The following is a 14,753-nucleotide window of genomic DNA, read 5'->3' as shown; positions in this document are numbered from 1 at the left end:
CTCCCGTCCGCCGAGCACAGCCGGAAACGCGGCGCCCGGCGCGCCACTCGCTTCATACCATCGCGCATCAGCTGTCGTAAGGGACGACATGGTCTTACTTCACGTTGGAGCGTTCGCGAGCGTTCGCGAGCACTCGAAGGACTGCAAGAAAAGGATGAGCGCCCCGAAAAAGCCTTGACACCTAAGCCGATCATAGTGAATATCCATCCTGCTAGACTCGGCATCTTCGGCGCCAGGGTTCGTTTGATGGTTCGACATGAAATGACTAGCATCTGTTCCAGAGTGCACATGCAAGGTCATTCAAACCAACGAGGTAGAAGTATGAGCAGGCGCACGACGAGTTTGGCTGTTGCATCCCTGGCTGCCGCGTCTTTCATCATGCTGGGTTCGGCGTCCGCGAGCGCCAAGGACCACGTGGACTGGGCCCTCGATTTCATCGACAGCTCGGCCAGCAATGAGTTCGCCGGCACGGGCGAGCAGTGCTTCATGACCTGGGAGGAGCCGCAGGTCCTGAGCGTCGATGGAGTGACCGCCGAGGTGCCGGCCTGGTCCGGCAGGACCAAGGGCGCGTGCTTCTTCATTATGTCGCTGCAGAAGTCGAAGGGGTACGCGGAGAGCGATATTCGCAAAATCTGGGGCGCGTATGGCCTTACGTCCGATAACCTCTTCGACTGGATCAACATGAGCCCGGCGACCGGCGCGCCCCCGCCATCTCCAGATGACGAGACGTCCTTCCGCCGCGTCAACAGGGCGCTCGACATCCAGAGGGGCGATGTCCTCGCCATCGGCGCCACCTCCACCTACGCCGGTCACACGGTGATCATCGCGGGCCCGGTCAAGGAGATTTTCCCGCAGATCCTGCCGCGTTACTCGGGTACGAAGCAGTACGCCGTGCCGATCGTGGACTCGACCTCCTCGTCGCACGGGTGCCTCGCTGAGGACCACGAGTACGCGGACAGCCGGTGGGACGGGCCGTGCACCGGTGGCAACATGGAGGCGGGGGCCGGGACGGCCACCATGCGCCTGTACGCCGACTCGATCACGGGCTATCTGCTCGGCTACACGTGGAGCGTCACGTCGTCGACGACGAGCTACTACTCCCCCATGACGCGGCCCTACCGGGTCGGCAGGCTGTTCAAGCTGCCCGACGCGGCCTCGACCGAGGATCCCCCGCCCCCTCCGTGATCGCCGGGGACGCTCTTCACGATCACGGTGAGCTGAGCCCTTCAGCTCCCGACCAGCGAAGCCCTTACCCCGCGGGCCGGGGTAGGGGCTCGCCCCTTTTTGTTCGCCCGTTCGCCGAGCGGCCTGCCTCGCCGGTTGCTCCATCGCGGGGATCTCGGCTCAGGGGATCTCGATCTCGGCCCGCGCGAGCTCGACGATCTCGAGGCGCGCGAGCATCGACTCGGCGACCAGCGGGCCGGATGGCCTGAGGCCGCGCCGCGCCTGCTCCCGCTCGTACCCGGCGAAGGCGCGGATCAGGAACGGGGGAAACGCTCGGAAGAGCAGCCTCGCCTCGGCCCGGAGCGGGCCGCGAAGGGCGCCGGCCGGGAGCTCGTACGTGTACCGGATCGGCACGCCGGGCGGCACGGAGCGCGTATCGATGATCGCGTCCGGCCCCCTGACGACGCCGCGGCTCGCGTCCAGCGCCCCGACGGGGAAATAGATCTCCAGAAAGGCGTTGGGTCCCGTGAGGTTCGAGCCGCACGCGCCGGTGTCGGGATCGTAGTCGCCGTCCGCGTACCGGTCGGCGTGGTGCAGCCCCTGGCCGGGCCCGGGCCGGCAGCTGCCGTCCGCGGCCACGACACCGATGCAGCGGACGCAGCGCAGAAACCCGTTCTGGAAGTTGATGAGCCCTCGCCCACGGAACGAGGTGCCGCCGAGCCGCGGAGGTGGGTCCCAGAGGGGGACATCCGGCCCGTCGCGCACGTCTGCCCCGAACAACCCCCCTTGAGCGCCCGCCGGCCCGAAGGGGTTGTTCGCGTCTGGATGGGTGGTCACCCGGGTGAACACCTTGTCTCTCAGGTCCTCCTCTGCGCGGTCGACCCGGCCGACCTCGTAGATCACCCGCCGATTTCGGTCCCTGACCACGAGGTGAACCCAGATCTCGCGCTCCTGGCTGAAGCCGGCCGGCACCTTGTGCCCCGCGCCGGTGTTCTCGATCTCGATCGGGATCTCGAGGCGACCCCCGGCCGCGCCGGCGCGTCGCGCGGCGCCGAGCTCGAAGCGGAACGTGCGGCGGAGCAGCAGATCGCGGCGGCGGCGAGCGCTGGCGGGGATGCCGTGCACATCGAGCGACGGCTCATCGATGAGCGCCTCCGGGAACTCGTCCGACAGCGGCACATCCACGCCAGAGAAGTAGTGGGTCACGACGTCCGCCGGAGCGGTGGAGTGATCCGCGATCCGGCCCCGCGGCCGCGCCCCCGGCGGCCGCGGGGCGAAGCGCGTGCCGGGCGGGCACCCGGGATCCGGCGCCGCCGCCGGCGCGGCGCCCGCCGGGAGCGCTTCGCAGACGCCCGGGTAGGTGCTCATGTGGCAGTCCTGGCAGCTCGCCGCGGTGCGGCCGGCGCGCTCCTCGGACCTCGCCCACTCCGCCCACTCGGTGTAGGCGTTGCGCAGCCGCTTGAAGTGCTCGCCCCGCGCCGCCGCGAGGCTGTCGCTGCCGAAGAGGCGCACGTCGTGACAGGCCCCGCAGAACTCGCTCGAGCGCAGGTACGCCCTGGCGCTCGCCGACGGGCGGCCGTGCATGACGGGGTCATCGGCGCCCGCCGGCCTCGCCGGCGACGTCCCGGCGCGCCGGTCGGCGCCCGGGCCGCCGGGGAGCAGCAGCTCCTCGGGGCGGAGGTCGTAGCCGCTGTTCGCGATCCCGAACAGGCCGCGCGTGTCCTCGGGGCGCGCCGCGAAGACGGCGCCGGTCACGAAGGACGTCCACGTCGCGTTGCCCTGGTACCCGGGGCGCCCGCGCGGGCCGACAGGGCCGTGCACCTGATGGCAGAAGCCGCAGGAGATCCCCTCCATGCCGCGGCGCGTGAGCAGGTCGCGCACGGGGAGGCGCGTGCGGGGATCGCCGCCGGCGCGGCCGTCCCACGTGGGCATGGCGGCGTCGAGGTTCTCCGCCGGGCTGTGGCAGTTCACGCACCAGTGCTCGCCGCCCGAGCCGGTCACAACGACGCCGCTGCGCCTGTCGCGGCAGGCGCGCGCGGGATCGGCCTTGCGCAGGATGCCCGCGCCGTTCGGGCAGTCGGCGTCGCGCCCGACCTGCTCCTCGATGAGGCTCTCCAGCGCGTTGAAGAGCGGGCTCTTCACCGCGTGCGCCATCACCGAGCGGCGCCACTCCGCGGCCTGGCGGCCGTGGCACGCCGCGCAGTCCTCCGCGGCCGTCTGCGCCTGCGCGAGCGGCACGACCGGCGCCACGGAGACCGCCTGCGGCGCCGCCGGCCCGGGCACGGCCCGCGAGAGCGCGAGCGCGGCCGACGCGACCAGCGCGCCGGCGCCGAGCGGCGCGAGCCGCCACAGCCGCGCCGCGGCGCCGGCGGGCCCGGGCGGCGGGCGGCGGGTGTGCGGCTCGCTTCGCGGCGCGCGCGGCGCCGCGCCGGCGCTCGCCTGGGCCGCCGCGCCGGCGCGGCGGGAGGTCCGGGCGACCTGCGCCGGCCGCTCCGGCGGGTCCCCCTCGAGGAACCCGCTCAGCGCGTCCGCGATCGCCTCGGCGCGCGGCGGCCGCTGCGCAGGGTCCGGATGGAGCAGCCGCAAGACGTGGCCCTGCAGGCCCGCGGGCAGCGACGTCGCGACGCTCTCGACGAACGGCGGGGGCTCGCGGCGAGCGGCCTCGCCGAGCGCGTGCCGCAGGCCTGCGCCCGCGAACGGGTGCTCGCCTGCGAGCAGGCGGTAGAGCACGAGCCCGAGCGCGTACCGGTTCGCGGCGCTGTCCCAGACCGCGCCGTCGGCCTGCGCGGGCGGCGTCCAGAGCGGCGGGATCTCCGAGGACACCCGCGCTCCCTCGGCGCGGGGCGCCGAGCCGCCGCCGCTCACCGACGCCCCGACGAGCGCCGCGACGAGCGCGCTCGCGGGCAGCGTCACCTGGCCTGCGTCGTCCACGAGGAGCGCGTCGGGCGAGAGCGGCCCGGGGAACAGGCTGGCCCGCTCGCAGGCGGCGAGCGCGCGGGCGATCGGGAGGGCGAGCCGGAGCGCCTCCTGGAACGGGAAGGGCCCGCGCCGCGCGCGCATCCGATCCGCGAGGGGGGTGCCCGCGAGCCTCCGCACGAGCCAGACGCGCGCGCCGACCGGGCTCGCGGCGGCGGCCGCGCCCTCGGCCGGCGCGGCGATGCCGCCGTCGATGAAGCCGCCGATCCCTGCGCTGCCGAGCTCCAGGAGACGCGCCGCGACGGCCTCGCGCTCGGGCCCTGCCGGGCCGCCCCGGTCCGCCTCGCCGAGCCGCCACAGCTCCTCGGCCGCGCCGCAGCGTGAGCGCGTTGCGCAGCCGACGGCCGGGAGGGGCGCGCCTTCCGCGTAGCCCGCCTGCTCCGGCGACGCTCTCCTCACCGCGCCCCCACCGGCGGGGCCGGCGTCGCGGCGCTGGAGGGCGGCTCCGGCGCGCCGCTCGTCGAGCGCATCGCGCAGGTCCCGAGGCCCGCGAGCCCCGACAGCGCCACGATGATGGCGATCGCGAGCCCGGCCGGGACGTCGCGCTTCCGGTCGATCTGCTCGACGAGCGCGATCGTGTCGGCGCGCGGCGCGCCCGCTCCGCCGGTGACGCGCGCTGCTCCCGCCGCGCTGGCGCGGTCCTGGTCGCCGGCGCGGTGCGGCGCGCTGGCGCGGTCCTGGTCGCCGGCGCGGTGCGGCGCGCTGGCGCGGTCGTGGTCGCCGGCGCGGTGCGGCGCGCTGGTGCGGTCGTGGTCGCCGGCGCGGTGCGGCGTGCTCGCGCGGTCGTGGCTGCCGGCCGCGCGCTCGCCGCTCGCCGTGCCGCGCGGCGCGATCGCGGCGGTCTGGAACGGTTCCAGCCGATCCACGACGTCCTGCGCGAGGTACGGACGGTCCTCGGGCGCCTTCTCGAGCAGCTGGAAGAGCAGCTGCTCGATGCCGCGGGGAAGCCCGTTCCGCACGTCGTCACCGAGCGGCGGGGGCTCTGCCGTGCACTGCAGGTTGAGCAGCTCCCGCGGCGAGGCCGACTGGAACGGCGGGAGCCCGGAGAGCGCCTCGTACAGGATGAGCCCGAGGCAGTAGAGATCCGACCGGTGATCGATGGAGCGCGCGTCGATCTGCTCCGGGCTCATGTACTGCAGGGTCCCGACGCTCTGCGTGTTGGTCTGGTTCATCGCCTCGACGACCTTGGCGATGCCGAAGTCCATCACCTTCACGCTGCCGTCCTTCTGCACCATGATGTTCTCGGGCTTGAGATCGCGGTGGATCACGGGCGGCTTCTGTCCGTGGGCCGCCGCGAGGGCGCTGGCCACGCTGGCCGTGATCCGCACCGCTTCCGGCCAGGGGAGGCGGCCGGCGGCGCCGAGGAGGGACCGCAGCGTCTGGCCGTCCAGGTACTCGAGCACCATCACGAGCTCGCCGGAGGCCTCGATGCTGGCGAGGCTCCGGACGATATTCGGGTGCTCGAGGTGCGCGAGGATCTGCATCTCGTTCAGGAAGAGCCGCCGCCCCTGCTCGCTCCGGGCGAGCTCCGGGCGGAGCACCTTCAGCGCGACGCGCCGGCGCGACAGGCGCTCTTCGCCCTCGTACACCTTGCCCATCCCCCCCTCGCCGACGAGGCGTCGAACGAGGTACTCGCCGATCTGGTCCATGCGCGCCGTCTCCTCTCCCCGGCCGGGGCGTCTCTATCTACGTGCGAGCGGTGCCAATGGCTTACACCCGATTTCGTGTCCGGTGGTAGAACTGGCCTCCATGCACCCACGTCGGGCGTCGCTCGCCCGAGCCGCGATCCTGGCGCTCGCGGGCTCGGCCTGCTCGCGGACCGCGGCGGAGCCGGAGCCGGAGCCGCCGCCGGCCGTCTCCGGCGCGCCGGCCGTCGCGCCGCTCGCGTGGGACGTCCCGGGGAGCTGGGCGGCGCTCGAGGCGCCGCGCGCCGGCCCGCGCAAGGCCCTCTACAAGGTGCCGAGGGCGGCGGACGACAAGGACGACGTCGAGGTGCAGGTCCTCTCGTTCGGCATGGGGAGCCAAGGGGACGTCGAGGCGAATTTCAGGGAGTGGTTCGCGCAGTTCGACGGCGACATCGGTGCGAAGGCGAGGCGCGACTCGTTCGAGGTTCGCGGCATGCGGATCGAGCTGGTCGAGGTGGTCGGCACCTACAAGATCCCGCTCGGGCCTCAGGCGGGCGCCCGCAGGCGCTCGCCCGTGGAGATGGTGAAGGACGGCTACCGGCTCCTCGGCGCAGCGGTGAGGACGCCCGATCGCGGCAACTGGTTCTTCAGGATGGTCGGCCCGGACGAGACGGTGCAGTCGGCGCGCTCGGCGTTCCGGAGCCTGCTCGAGTCGCTGCGGTAGGCGGCCGCGGCGCTCGCGCGGCCGCGCGCATCCCCGCGCGGCGCTCGCGGGGCGCGCGGCGCGCGTGATACGTTGCGCGCCATGGATGACCGAAAGCGCGATGTCCGCTCGCCGGCCGAGATCTTCCGCGTCGAGGCGGAGGCCGAGGCGGAGCAGAACCGGCTTTGCGATGAGAGCAAGCACCAGCTCGCCAACCGCTGTCCGGAGTGCGGCAGCCTGGGCAGCATGGAGCTGGTCGACGGGCTCATGCGCTGCATCGACTGCGACGAGGTGGTGGCCGCAACCCGCCAGCTGTCCGGCTTCGGCCGCCGCTGAGGCGCTTGTGCGCTTGCGTCACGGCGAATAAGCGCCAAGGTGCCAAGGTGCGCAGGTAGAAAGCGTACCGGACAGAAGTCATCGGGCGAGTTTCTTTCCTGATGATTTTCGCTCGAAGTCGTGACTATTCTGCGACTCTTGGCGCTCTCGCGCCCAGGTCAGTTTTTCGCCCCAGACACGGTGCACGGAAGTACAGGTTGGCCAGCCAGCCGGGGCGTGAACAGCCAGACTGAAGTGTTGAAGGAGTTGGAGATGAAGCAGATCTCAGCGGAAAGCTCGGACCAGTCGCCACGGGAGACAAGCCAGGGATCCCGGGCGACGACGGCACGAGGCGCGAGCGGAGGCCTGCTCATCCTGATGATCGAAGACAGCGCGATCGCGAGCTTTGGTCCCACACAAGAGAGTGAGTTGGCGAACGGCAGGCGCTGGCCCCGTCCGAAGCGCTGACGCTCGGCGCCCGGAGCGCCTTCCGTTCCAGCGGTCCCAGGGGAGCGCACACCAACGCGTCGTGACGCGTTGCGTTATTCGTCCCTGACGGGGCCTTTTGCCCTGCGTAGCTGGTTTCGTTTTCCCGGCGCTTCGTGCCGAACCCCGCATCCGCTCAGCGCTCGCGGCGCTTCGTGAGCCCAGCGCAGGCGGCGGGCCCTCCGGTGGCTGGGTTGCCGTTTTTTCGCCCGCTCCGCTGAATCGTGGCACCTCGTCGGTGTGAACACCCGGGGAACGACGCGGAAAACCATGGTCCTGGCGCTCGCCGTCGCCGCCTTCGGCGGGGCGGCGCTCGGTTGCAGCGATCCGAGCGAGGCGATCGCGCGGATCGCCCGGGAAGAGGCTCCCGCGCTGAGCCGCGCGGCCCAGGGGCGGCCGGGCGGCGGGGCAGAGGGGCAAGCGAGCGCAGCGGCGCAGGACGGCGCGGCGCGGTCGGTCGACGGCGCTGCCGTGGAGGAAGGCCAGAGCGACGCAGATCGCCTCGGCGCGGCGCGTGCGGCCCGTGGCCCGGCGCGGGAGCGGCGCCGCAGGTCGGGGTCGGCCCTCGAGGGGCGCGCCGCGGAGGACGCGGGGCGACCGGCGCAAGGCGGCGGTGCTGACGAGGGCGCGCCCGCGGCGCCCGAGCTCCAGGTGACGCGGCTCGTCGTCTCCAAGGGCATCTCCGGCCGGGAGCCGGTCGAGCCGGCGACCTCGTTCGCGAGCGCGGAGATCGACCGCCTCTACGCCTTCGTCGAGCTCTCGAACAAGGACCTGGCCGTCTCGGAGATCCGCGTCGTCTTCACGCCGCCCGACGGGAGCGCACCGCTGCGCATCCCCCTGGCGGTCGGCGCGCAGCGGCGCTTTCGCACCTGGGCGGCCACGCGGAAGGCGCGCGCGGCGGGGCTCTGGTCGGTGACGGTCAGCGACGCGGCGGGCAAGGAGCTCGCGCGCGCCTCGTTCACGATCACGACGTAGGAGGCGCCCGTGGCTCGCTTGTTGCGCTCGCACCCCGCCTTGCTCCGGCGCGCCCGTCGCGCCGCCGTTCTCGTCCTCGCGCTCGCTGCGGGAGGCTGCGTCTCCCGCGTCGCCCGGGAACCCGACGCCGCCGGGCCGCGGCGCTCGCTCGCGCTCGCCCGTGCTCTCGGCGAGCAGGTGGAGCTCGACTTCTGGGTGCCCGATGGACCCGCGGCCAGGGTGCTGTCGCTGCAGGTCCCGGAGAGCACCGAGGACGATCCCTCCGACGTCGAGCCGGCCGACGCCGATCCGCCCGCGCTCGTTCGGTCGCGGGGCGCGACGTCGGCGGAGGCCGACGAGGAGCGCCGCTACGTGGTCCTGCCCGGCGTCGATCTGGCGCCCGCCGTGGAACAGAAGGTCGCGGAGATCGCCTGCGCCTATCATCGGCGGACCGGAAAGGAGCTCGTGGTCACGAGCGGCACGCGAGATCCCGCGCGGCAGGCCGAGGCGATGCACGATCTCTTCCGGCACGGCGCCGATGTTCTCGGCCTCTACAAGGACAAGTCGGCGGCGCGCGAGATCAAGGGCACCTACGAGGAGGAGCTCTCGGCCGAGCAGCCCTCCGAGGCCGTGATCGCGGCCCTCGAGCGGGTGATCCGCGCCCAGATCGACCGCGGCGTGTTCATCTCGGCGCACCTCAGGGAGGGCGCGGTCGACATCCGGAACCGGGACATGACGCAGGCCGAGAAGCGCGCGTTTCTCGATGGGGTCGACGAGGTCGGGGGCGTGCTCGCGCTCGAGGAGTCGCGGCCGCCTCACTACCATCTGCAGATCGATTGATCCCGGGACACCGAGCGGCCCGCGCGCGGCGGCCGCGATCACTCGTCGTTGAACCTGACGATCTGTCCGGAGTCGGTGTTCGTCCAGTAGACGCCTGTCCCGTCCGCGGCGATGCCCGTCGGGCCCCCCTGACCCGTCGCGATGATCTCCGCATCGGCGGCCTTGTCCTTGCGAATCCGGTAGACGCTCCCCGCCGCCCTGACGGTGACGTAGAGATGGTCCCCGTGCGCGGCGATCCCGGTGGGAGGGCTCGACAGGCCTTCGAGGAGGGGCACCGGGGCGTCGCCATCCGATGGGCTCCGCGGATACCGCAACACGTTGGTTTGGATGAGCCAGTACAGGTGGGCTTCGTCCAGCACGAGCAGGCCCGGCTCCGCGGGGCCCGTGAGGAGCTGCTCCGCGTCGGCGCTGTCGCTCGTGTTGTTGACCCAAAGCGTGTTGTCGGCGCGATTGGTCCAGTAAACGACGGCGCCGTCGGTCGCGACCCCGACGGGCGCGCCGCCCTCCGTCAGATCCTTCCGGGTGCCGCCACCCTTGGGGATCCAGCTGATGCGGTCGCCGCTGGGGCGAGCGCCGTAGATGTTGTCGGCGCTGAGCGCGATCTCCGTCACGTCGCCGCAGACGCCCCACAGCAGCTCCCCACCAGCCGCCGGAAACTGCGCTGTCTTCGGCAGCTTCCACAGCTTGTCCCGCTCCGCCGTGCCGCCCTCGCATTCGCCGGTGAACGCCTGGTCGGTGCTCGACCAGTAGATGTGCGTCGTGTCCAGGGCAATGACCCCGGGCGCCTCGCTGGAAGGCGCGAGCAGGTCGACGACCTCCCGGTCATCCTTGATCTGCTTCCGGAGCGCGCCGCCCTGGCTCCGGTCGTCGCTCGCGTTGGTCCAGTAGATCGCCTCCTCGTCGAGCGCGATGCCCTGAGGCGCCCCCTGGCTGCTGGCGATCACGATCAGCGGGATCACCTCGCGATCCTCGATCCCCGCGATCTCCGCGCACCCCTGGAGGCCCGGCGCGAGCGCGAGCAGTACGGCAGAGCTCCTCGACCTTCGCATCACCACTGGCCTCCAAGCGTCACGCGCCCCCCGTCCGATGCGACGCTCGGCGAGAGCCAGACGCGCTCGCTCGCGACGGGCTTCTCCGGCGACCGCGACATCAGCACCATCGCGACGCCGGCGCCGAGGCACACAAGACCAGCGCCGGCCGCGATGTTCGACACCATCGCGGTCGACCGGGCGCTCTCGTTGGCCTCGACGTCCGCGCGGCTGCAGCGGAAGTTGCCGCTGCAGCCCACCTCGACGTCCCCGGCTTCCTGGATCGCCATGATCCCGAACACCGCGCCCACGCCGATCCCGGCGAGCCCGACGCCGCCGGCGACGAAGCCGAGCGCGCGCAGCGGGCTGCCGGTCGCACCGGGCTTCGCAGCCTCCGGCCGGACGACCGGCGCCGGCAGGGCAGCGGGCGCGGCCTTCGCCTGCGCCTGCGCGGCGGCGTCCGCGAGCGGCGGGATGACCACCCGCGGCGTGCTGGGACCGGGATCGAGCGTCACCTGTTGCGACCACGGCTGCTTGCCCGGCGCCCTGGCCTCGATCGTCGCCGTGCCCGGATCCACGGGGATGCCCGTGCCGGTGGCCGCGGTGGCGCTCAGCTCCTTGCCGTTCAGCGTGATCGCCATCCCCGGCGCCGCCTGCGCGACCTCCAGGACGAGGCGCGTCAGGCGGGCTTCCAGCTCGGACGCGCGCTTGGCCGCGAACTGCGAGCGGTCCTGCTGCCCGGCGCTCGCCGCGAGCGCGGACGCCTCCTTGAACTCGGCCCACGCGCTGGCCGTCTTGCCCTCCTTCTCGTGGCAGACCGCCAGGTTCAGCAGCGTCCCGACCGTGGGATCCACGCGCTGGCTCTCGGCGAGCTTGGGGCACGCCTCCTGGAGCTTGTCCTCGTCCATGAGCTTCTTCCCGTCCTGGAACAACCCCTCGGCGAGCGCCTTGTCCGCCGCCGTCGGCTGGGCCCAGAGCGGCGAGGTCAGGCTCATCCCGGAGAGCAGCGCGAGCCAGGCGCCCGCGTGTCGTGCTCGAAACGATCTCAATGGCGGCTCCTCAGCATATCGTCCTCGCTGGTCGACCGCGGTGGTCGCGGCAGGGTGCCTGGCTTGATCGGCGCGCCGGAGGCGGTCGCCATCGGGCGCGCGCCGGTCGCTGCGCCGCTCGCGGAGGCCGCGCCCGGCGCAGCGACCGACGGCGCCGCGCTCGCCGCGGCGGTCGTGGCGCCGGGCTCCGCGGCCGGCGCGCTCGGCGCTGCAGCCGGCGCGCCGGAGTTGGGCGCCGCGGCGGGCGAGCCGGGGCCGAGCGCGCCGCTGCCGGGGCGCTCGGGCTCGCCCGCCGCGGCGGCGCTCGGCGCCTGAGGCGCCATGCGCGTGCTCCCGACCAGCCACACGCCCGCGCCGGCCACGCAGGCGAGCAGCGCGCCCACGCCGGCGGCCACGAGCAGCTTGCGCCGCGATCGGCGGCGGAAGCCCGTGTGCGTCCACGAGGCACCGGACAGCCGGTCGCTGTCCTCGGCCGCCCTCGAGTTGAGCAGCGACTGTCCGGCCGGCGACGCCGCGCCGATCGCGCTCTGGATGCGCGAGGTCGAGAGCTTCGCGAAGCTCGATCCGAGCGGATCGAGCGCCTGCGCGAGCTTGCCGACGTTGGCGTAGCGAGCGCTCACGTCGCGCTCCAGGCAGCGCGCGACGATCCGCTCCAGCATGGCGGGCGCGTCGCTGCGCTTGTCGCGCAGCCGCGGCACCGGCTGGTGCAGGATGTTCGCCATCACCGCGGCGACCGTCTCGCCCTGGAACGGCTGCTCGCCCGTCACCAGCGTGTAGAGCAGCACACCGAACGACCACACGTCGGCGCGCCCGTCGACGGTCCTCGGGGCCATCATCTGCTCGGGCGACATGTACCCGGGCGAGCCCATCACCTGCTTCGTCGACGTGAGCCCCGGCTCCGCGGGCGAGTCGAGCCCTTGTCCCTTCGAGATGCCGAAATCGAGGACCTTGATGTGCCGTGTCCCGTCCGTGTGCTCGGCGAGGAACAGATTCGATGGCTTGATGTCCCGGTGCACGACGCCGGCCGCGTGCGCCTCGGCCACCGCCTCCAGCGCCTGCAATACGTAGTCGACAGCGTCCTGGATGGGCAGCGGGCCGTGGGTGTCGATGACCTGCTGGAGATCGAGGCCGCTCAGGAACTCCATCACCATGAAGGGCACGCCGCTCTCCGTGGTGCCGACGTCGAACACGCGCGCGACGTGCTCGCCTTGCAGGCGGGCCGCCGTGCGCGCCTCTCGCAGGAAGCGCGCGACGGCTTCCTGGTTCGTGAGCGCGTCCTGGCGCAGGATCTTGATGGCGACCTGCTGGTCGAGATCCTCGTTGCGCGCCGCGAGCACGACGCCCATTCCGCCGATGGCCACGACCCGCTCGACGCGGTATTTGGCCGCGATGAGCTCTCCGGGCTGGGCCAGCGGTGCGAGGAGCTGCGCGGTGCGGTCGGGGGTCACGGCTGGCGCTCAAGCCTACATGAACGGATTCGGTTTTCCGAGAGCCGCGCGAGCCCGAGCCCCCTTTGTCACGCGCCGGCAGGTTTCGGCGCGGCAGGAGCGCTGCCCGCCGGCGTCATGGGCGCTCTCGGGGAGCCACCGCGCTGCCATCCTTCTGCGGCTCACCTGTCAACCGCGCGGGAAGAGGCCGTGCCTGCCGGCCGTTCGGAGCTCGTCCAGACCGGCCTGCATCCGCGCGACGACCTGCGCGAACGCGCGCTCCACCTCGTCCGGGTCGTTCGCGGCCTCTCTCGGGAGGCCGAGGTGCAGCGGGCGGAGCACGCGTGTGTGGATCTTCACCGGCAGGGGCACATGGGGGATCGGGATGCCGACGATGAGCCCCCACGGCAGCGCGAGGCCGAGCGGCGCGACGTTCGAGCGCGCGAGCTGGGGGAGGCGGAGCCACTCGGCCACCCTGCGGCCATCCGTGGCGATGTAGAGCGATTGGTGCGCGCCCACGCTCACGATCGGCACGATCGGCACGCCCTCGCGGATGGCGAGCCGGACGAAGCCGCGGCGCCGGCCGAAGCGGATCGTGTACTGCGCCGACGTGGGCTTGCAGGCGTCGAGATCGCCGCCGGGGAAGACCAGCACCGCCGCGCCCCGGGCGAGCGCCCGCCGCGCGTTCTCCGGGCTCGCGGCGATGGCCCCGCAGGCGTTGAGCCAGGCGCCGGCCTTCGGGACGTTGAACGGGAGGTCGTGCATCAGCCCGTAGGACAGGCGCGAGGGCCCATAAAGGCGCCAGAACGCCGTCATGTGGCAGTACATGTCCGGCATTCCCGTCATCGCGTTGTGGTTGCTGACGGCGAGGAAGGGGCCGTCGGGCAGCTCCTCTTCGAGCTCGGTCTCGCAGCGGAAGTAGTCGTCGTAGAGGAAGCCGAGCAGCGGGAGCACGCGGGCGATGAACGCCGGGTCGCGCGCGTCGAGGTCGTCCGGGCGCGCGCGCTCGCGGCCCTTGGCCGAGAACGCGGCGATTGCATCCCTCACGAGGTCGAGGCTGGGGCGGGGCTCTTTTGACAGGATCAGCACCGTGCCCCGGTGCCCTAGCCTGCGGCGCGACCGAGGGGAAGCGGTTCGTCCAGGGCGCCTGCCGCCGGGCTACCGGCGCGCCGTCGCTGCCCGCGCCGGTCCCCCGCGGCGCGGCGGCGCGACGAGGCGCGGCGCGGCGGCGCGGGCCGGAGCGGCGCCGCCGGGCGGGTCACTGGACGTCGCGGCAGCACCGGAAGCTGGTCTCGTAGAATCGGAACGCGTCCGCGTGCGCCGGGTTCGTGGAGCTGCACCGCGGCTTCGCGCCGCCGAAGCAGCCGGACCAGTAACAGCCCTTGAGGACATGAGGATACTCGTTGACGTGGTATCGGGTGCGCACCACCCACTCCTCGACGTTCCCTGTCATGTCGTAGACGCCGAACGCGCTCACGCATCCCGGCCGCGAGCCGCTCGGCGCGGCCTGGTAGAGCGCCTGGACCTCGGCGAGCGCCTCGTCGGAAGGCCAGGTGTTGAGCGCCCGCTCGTCCGGCGCAATCCATGTCTTGTTGTCGTTGCAGCGCTCGGCTTCGTGGGTGTTTCCGTACGGATAGACGAACGCCTCGGGGCCCTGGCACGCCGTGTCCCACTCGTCCTCGTTGCAGAGCCGCTTGCCGCGCTCCTCGCACCACGCGTGCGCCGAGACGGCGCTCTCCATCACGAGCGGCAGCGCGCCTTCGATGTTCGGCGCCTCGAAGCGATCGATGCAGTATCCCTCGACCTCCACCATGTCGAGCGGGCACGGGCCTTCGGGCAGCGTGTCGAGCGGTAAGTCCTGTTCGTCGATTCCGCCGCTGCCTCCCCCCGCGCCGCCTTCTCCGGCGCCGCCCTCCCCGGCGCCGCCGCCTCCTCCAGCGCCGCCGCCTCCTCCAGCGCCGCCGCTGCCGGCGAGCGTCACGGAGGTTGACGAGGACGACGACGTCGCAGCTGCCCCCCCGCCGCCCGAGGCGTCGTCCTTGCCGGAGCCGAGGCCGCCGGTGCAGGAAGCGCTGAAGAGGGATACGAGCCCGAGAAGCGAGGCGATCCGAACGGCGAGAGCTCCAGGGCGCATTGCGGGCTCCTCATCGACCAGGGTGGCAGAGCGGCGCTCTCTCGTCGAGCGC

General features: G+C 72.8%; 13 protein-coding genes. 6 read left to right on the top strand and 7 right to left on the bottom strand.

From position 1 onward, the window contains the following. The first annotated feature begins 378 nt into the window (after positions 1 to 378). Positions 379 to 1,185, top strand: a complete 807-nt coding sequence (locus WMF36_RS23150; RefSeq protein ID WP_437581804.1) for a hypothetical protein — start codon at positions 379 to 381, stop codon at positions 1,183 to 1,185. A 159-nt stretch (positions 1,186 to 1,344) separates the two neighbouring features. On the opposite strand, the gene WMF36_RS23145 is transcribed toward WMF36_RS23150, so the two are convergent. After that, a complete protein-coding gene (locus WMF36_RS23145) occupies positions 1,345 to 4,539 on the bottom strand; it encodes a serine/threonine protein kinase (RefSeq protein ID WP_437581803.1) in 3,195 nt (1,064 codons plus the stop codon). Continuing rightward, a complete protein-coding gene (locus tag WMF36_RS23140; protein ID WP_437581802.1) occupies positions 4,536 to 5,789 on the bottom strand; it encodes a serine/threonine protein kinase in 1,254 nt (417 codons plus the stop codon). The genes WMF36_RS23145 and WMF36_RS23140 overlap by 4 nt, the downstream gene beginning before the upstream one ends. Before the next feature lie 100 nt (positions 5,790 to 5,889). Here WMF36_RS23140 and WMF36_RS23135 point away from each other — a divergent pair, with 100 nt between their 5' ends. The 5 genes from WMF36_RS23135 to WMF36_RS23115 all read left to right on the top strand — a co-directional run bounded on the left by WMF36_RS23135 (position 5,890) and on the right by WMF36_RS23115 (position 9,063). Continuing rightward, positions 5,890 to 6,489 carry a hypothetical protein gene (locus WMF36_RS23135; protein WP_437581801.1) on the top strand — a complete coding sequence of 200 codons (600 nt, stop codon included), beginning with the start codon at positions 5,890 to 5,892 and terminating at the stop codon, positions 6,487 to 6,489. 81 nt (positions 6,490 to 6,570) lie between these two features. Further along, positions 6,571 to 6,804, top strand: a complete 234-nt coding sequence (locus WMF36_RS23130) for a hypothetical protein (protein WP_437581800.1) — start codon at positions 6,571 to 6,573, stop codon at positions 6,802 to 6,804. A 252-nt stretch (positions 6,805 to 7,056) separates the two neighbouring features. Next, positions 7,057 to 7,251 carry a hypothetical protein gene (locus WMF36_RS23125; protein ID WP_437581799.1) on the top strand — a complete coding sequence of 65 codons (195 nt, stop codon included), beginning with the start codon at positions 7,057 to 7,059 and terminating at the stop codon, positions 7,249 to 7,251. 288 nt (positions 7,252 to 7,539) lie between these two features. After that, positions 7,540 to 8,244 carry a DUF2914 domain-containing protein gene (locus WMF36_RS23120; protein ID WP_437581798.1) on the top strand — a complete coding sequence of 235 codons (705 nt, stop codon included), beginning with the start codon at positions 7,540 to 7,542 and terminating at the stop codon, positions 8,242 to 8,244. Positions 8,245 to 8,253: 9 nt separating this feature from the next. Beyond that, positions 8,254 to 9,063, top strand: a complete 810-nt coding sequence (locus tag WMF36_RS23115; RefSeq protein ID WP_437581797.1) for a hypothetical protein — start codon at positions 8,254 to 8,256, stop codon at positions 9,061 to 9,063. A 38-nt stretch (positions 9,064 to 9,101) separates the two neighbouring features. Here the strand turns inward: WMF36_RS23115 and WMF36_RS23110 are convergent, their stop codons facing one another. The 5 genes from WMF36_RS23110 to WMF36_RS23090 form a co-directional block, all read right to left on the bottom strand. Further along, the gene (locus WMF36_RS23110; protein WP_437581796.1) at positions 9,102 to 10,112 is read right to left on the bottom strand and encodes a hypothetical protein; all 1,011 of its coding nucleotides are present in this window, start codon (positions 10,110 to 10,112) and stop codon (positions 9,102 to 9,104) included. After that, positions 10,112 to 11,140, bottom strand: coding sequence for a hypothetical protein (locus WMF36_RS23105; RefSeq protein WP_437581795.1), 1,029 nt, complete (start codon positions 11,138 to 11,140; stop codon positions 10,112 to 10,114). The genes WMF36_RS23110 and WMF36_RS23105 overlap by 1 nt, the downstream gene beginning before the upstream one ends. Continuing rightward, positions 11,137 to 12,588 (bottom strand): serine/threonine-protein kinase, encoded by a 1,452-nt coding sequence (locus tag WMF36_RS23100; protein ID WP_437581794.1) that lies wholly within the window; start codon positions 12,586 to 12,588, stop codon positions 11,137 to 11,139. Before WMF36_RS23100 ends, WMF36_RS23105 begins: the two co-directional genes overlap by 4 nt. Positions 12,589 to 12,756: 168 nt before the next feature. Next, positions 12,757 to 13,614, bottom strand: coding sequence for a 1-acyl-sn-glycerol-3-phosphate acyltransferase (locus tag WMF36_RS23095; RefSeq protein WP_437581793.1), 858 nt, complete (start codon positions 13,612 to 13,614; stop codon positions 12,757 to 12,759). 211 nt (positions 13,615 to 13,825) lie between these two features. After that, positions 13,826 to 14,701 (bottom strand): formylglycine-generating enzyme family protein, encoded by an 876-nt coding sequence (locus tag WMF36_RS23090; RefSeq protein ID WP_437581792.1) that lies wholly within the window; start codon positions 14,699 to 14,701, stop codon positions 13,826 to 13,828. Positions 14,702 to 14,753 lie beyond the last annotated feature (52 nt).

Origin of the sequence: Sorangium sp. So ce887 (assembly GCF_051521455.1) — a bacterium.
In the GTDB taxonomy this organism is placed as follows: Bacteria; Myxococcota_A; Polyangia; order Polyangiales; family Polyangiaceae; genus Sorangium.
Note: the sequence above shows the minus strand (reverse complement) of the source record. Positions and strands in the feature narration are given on the sequence as shown.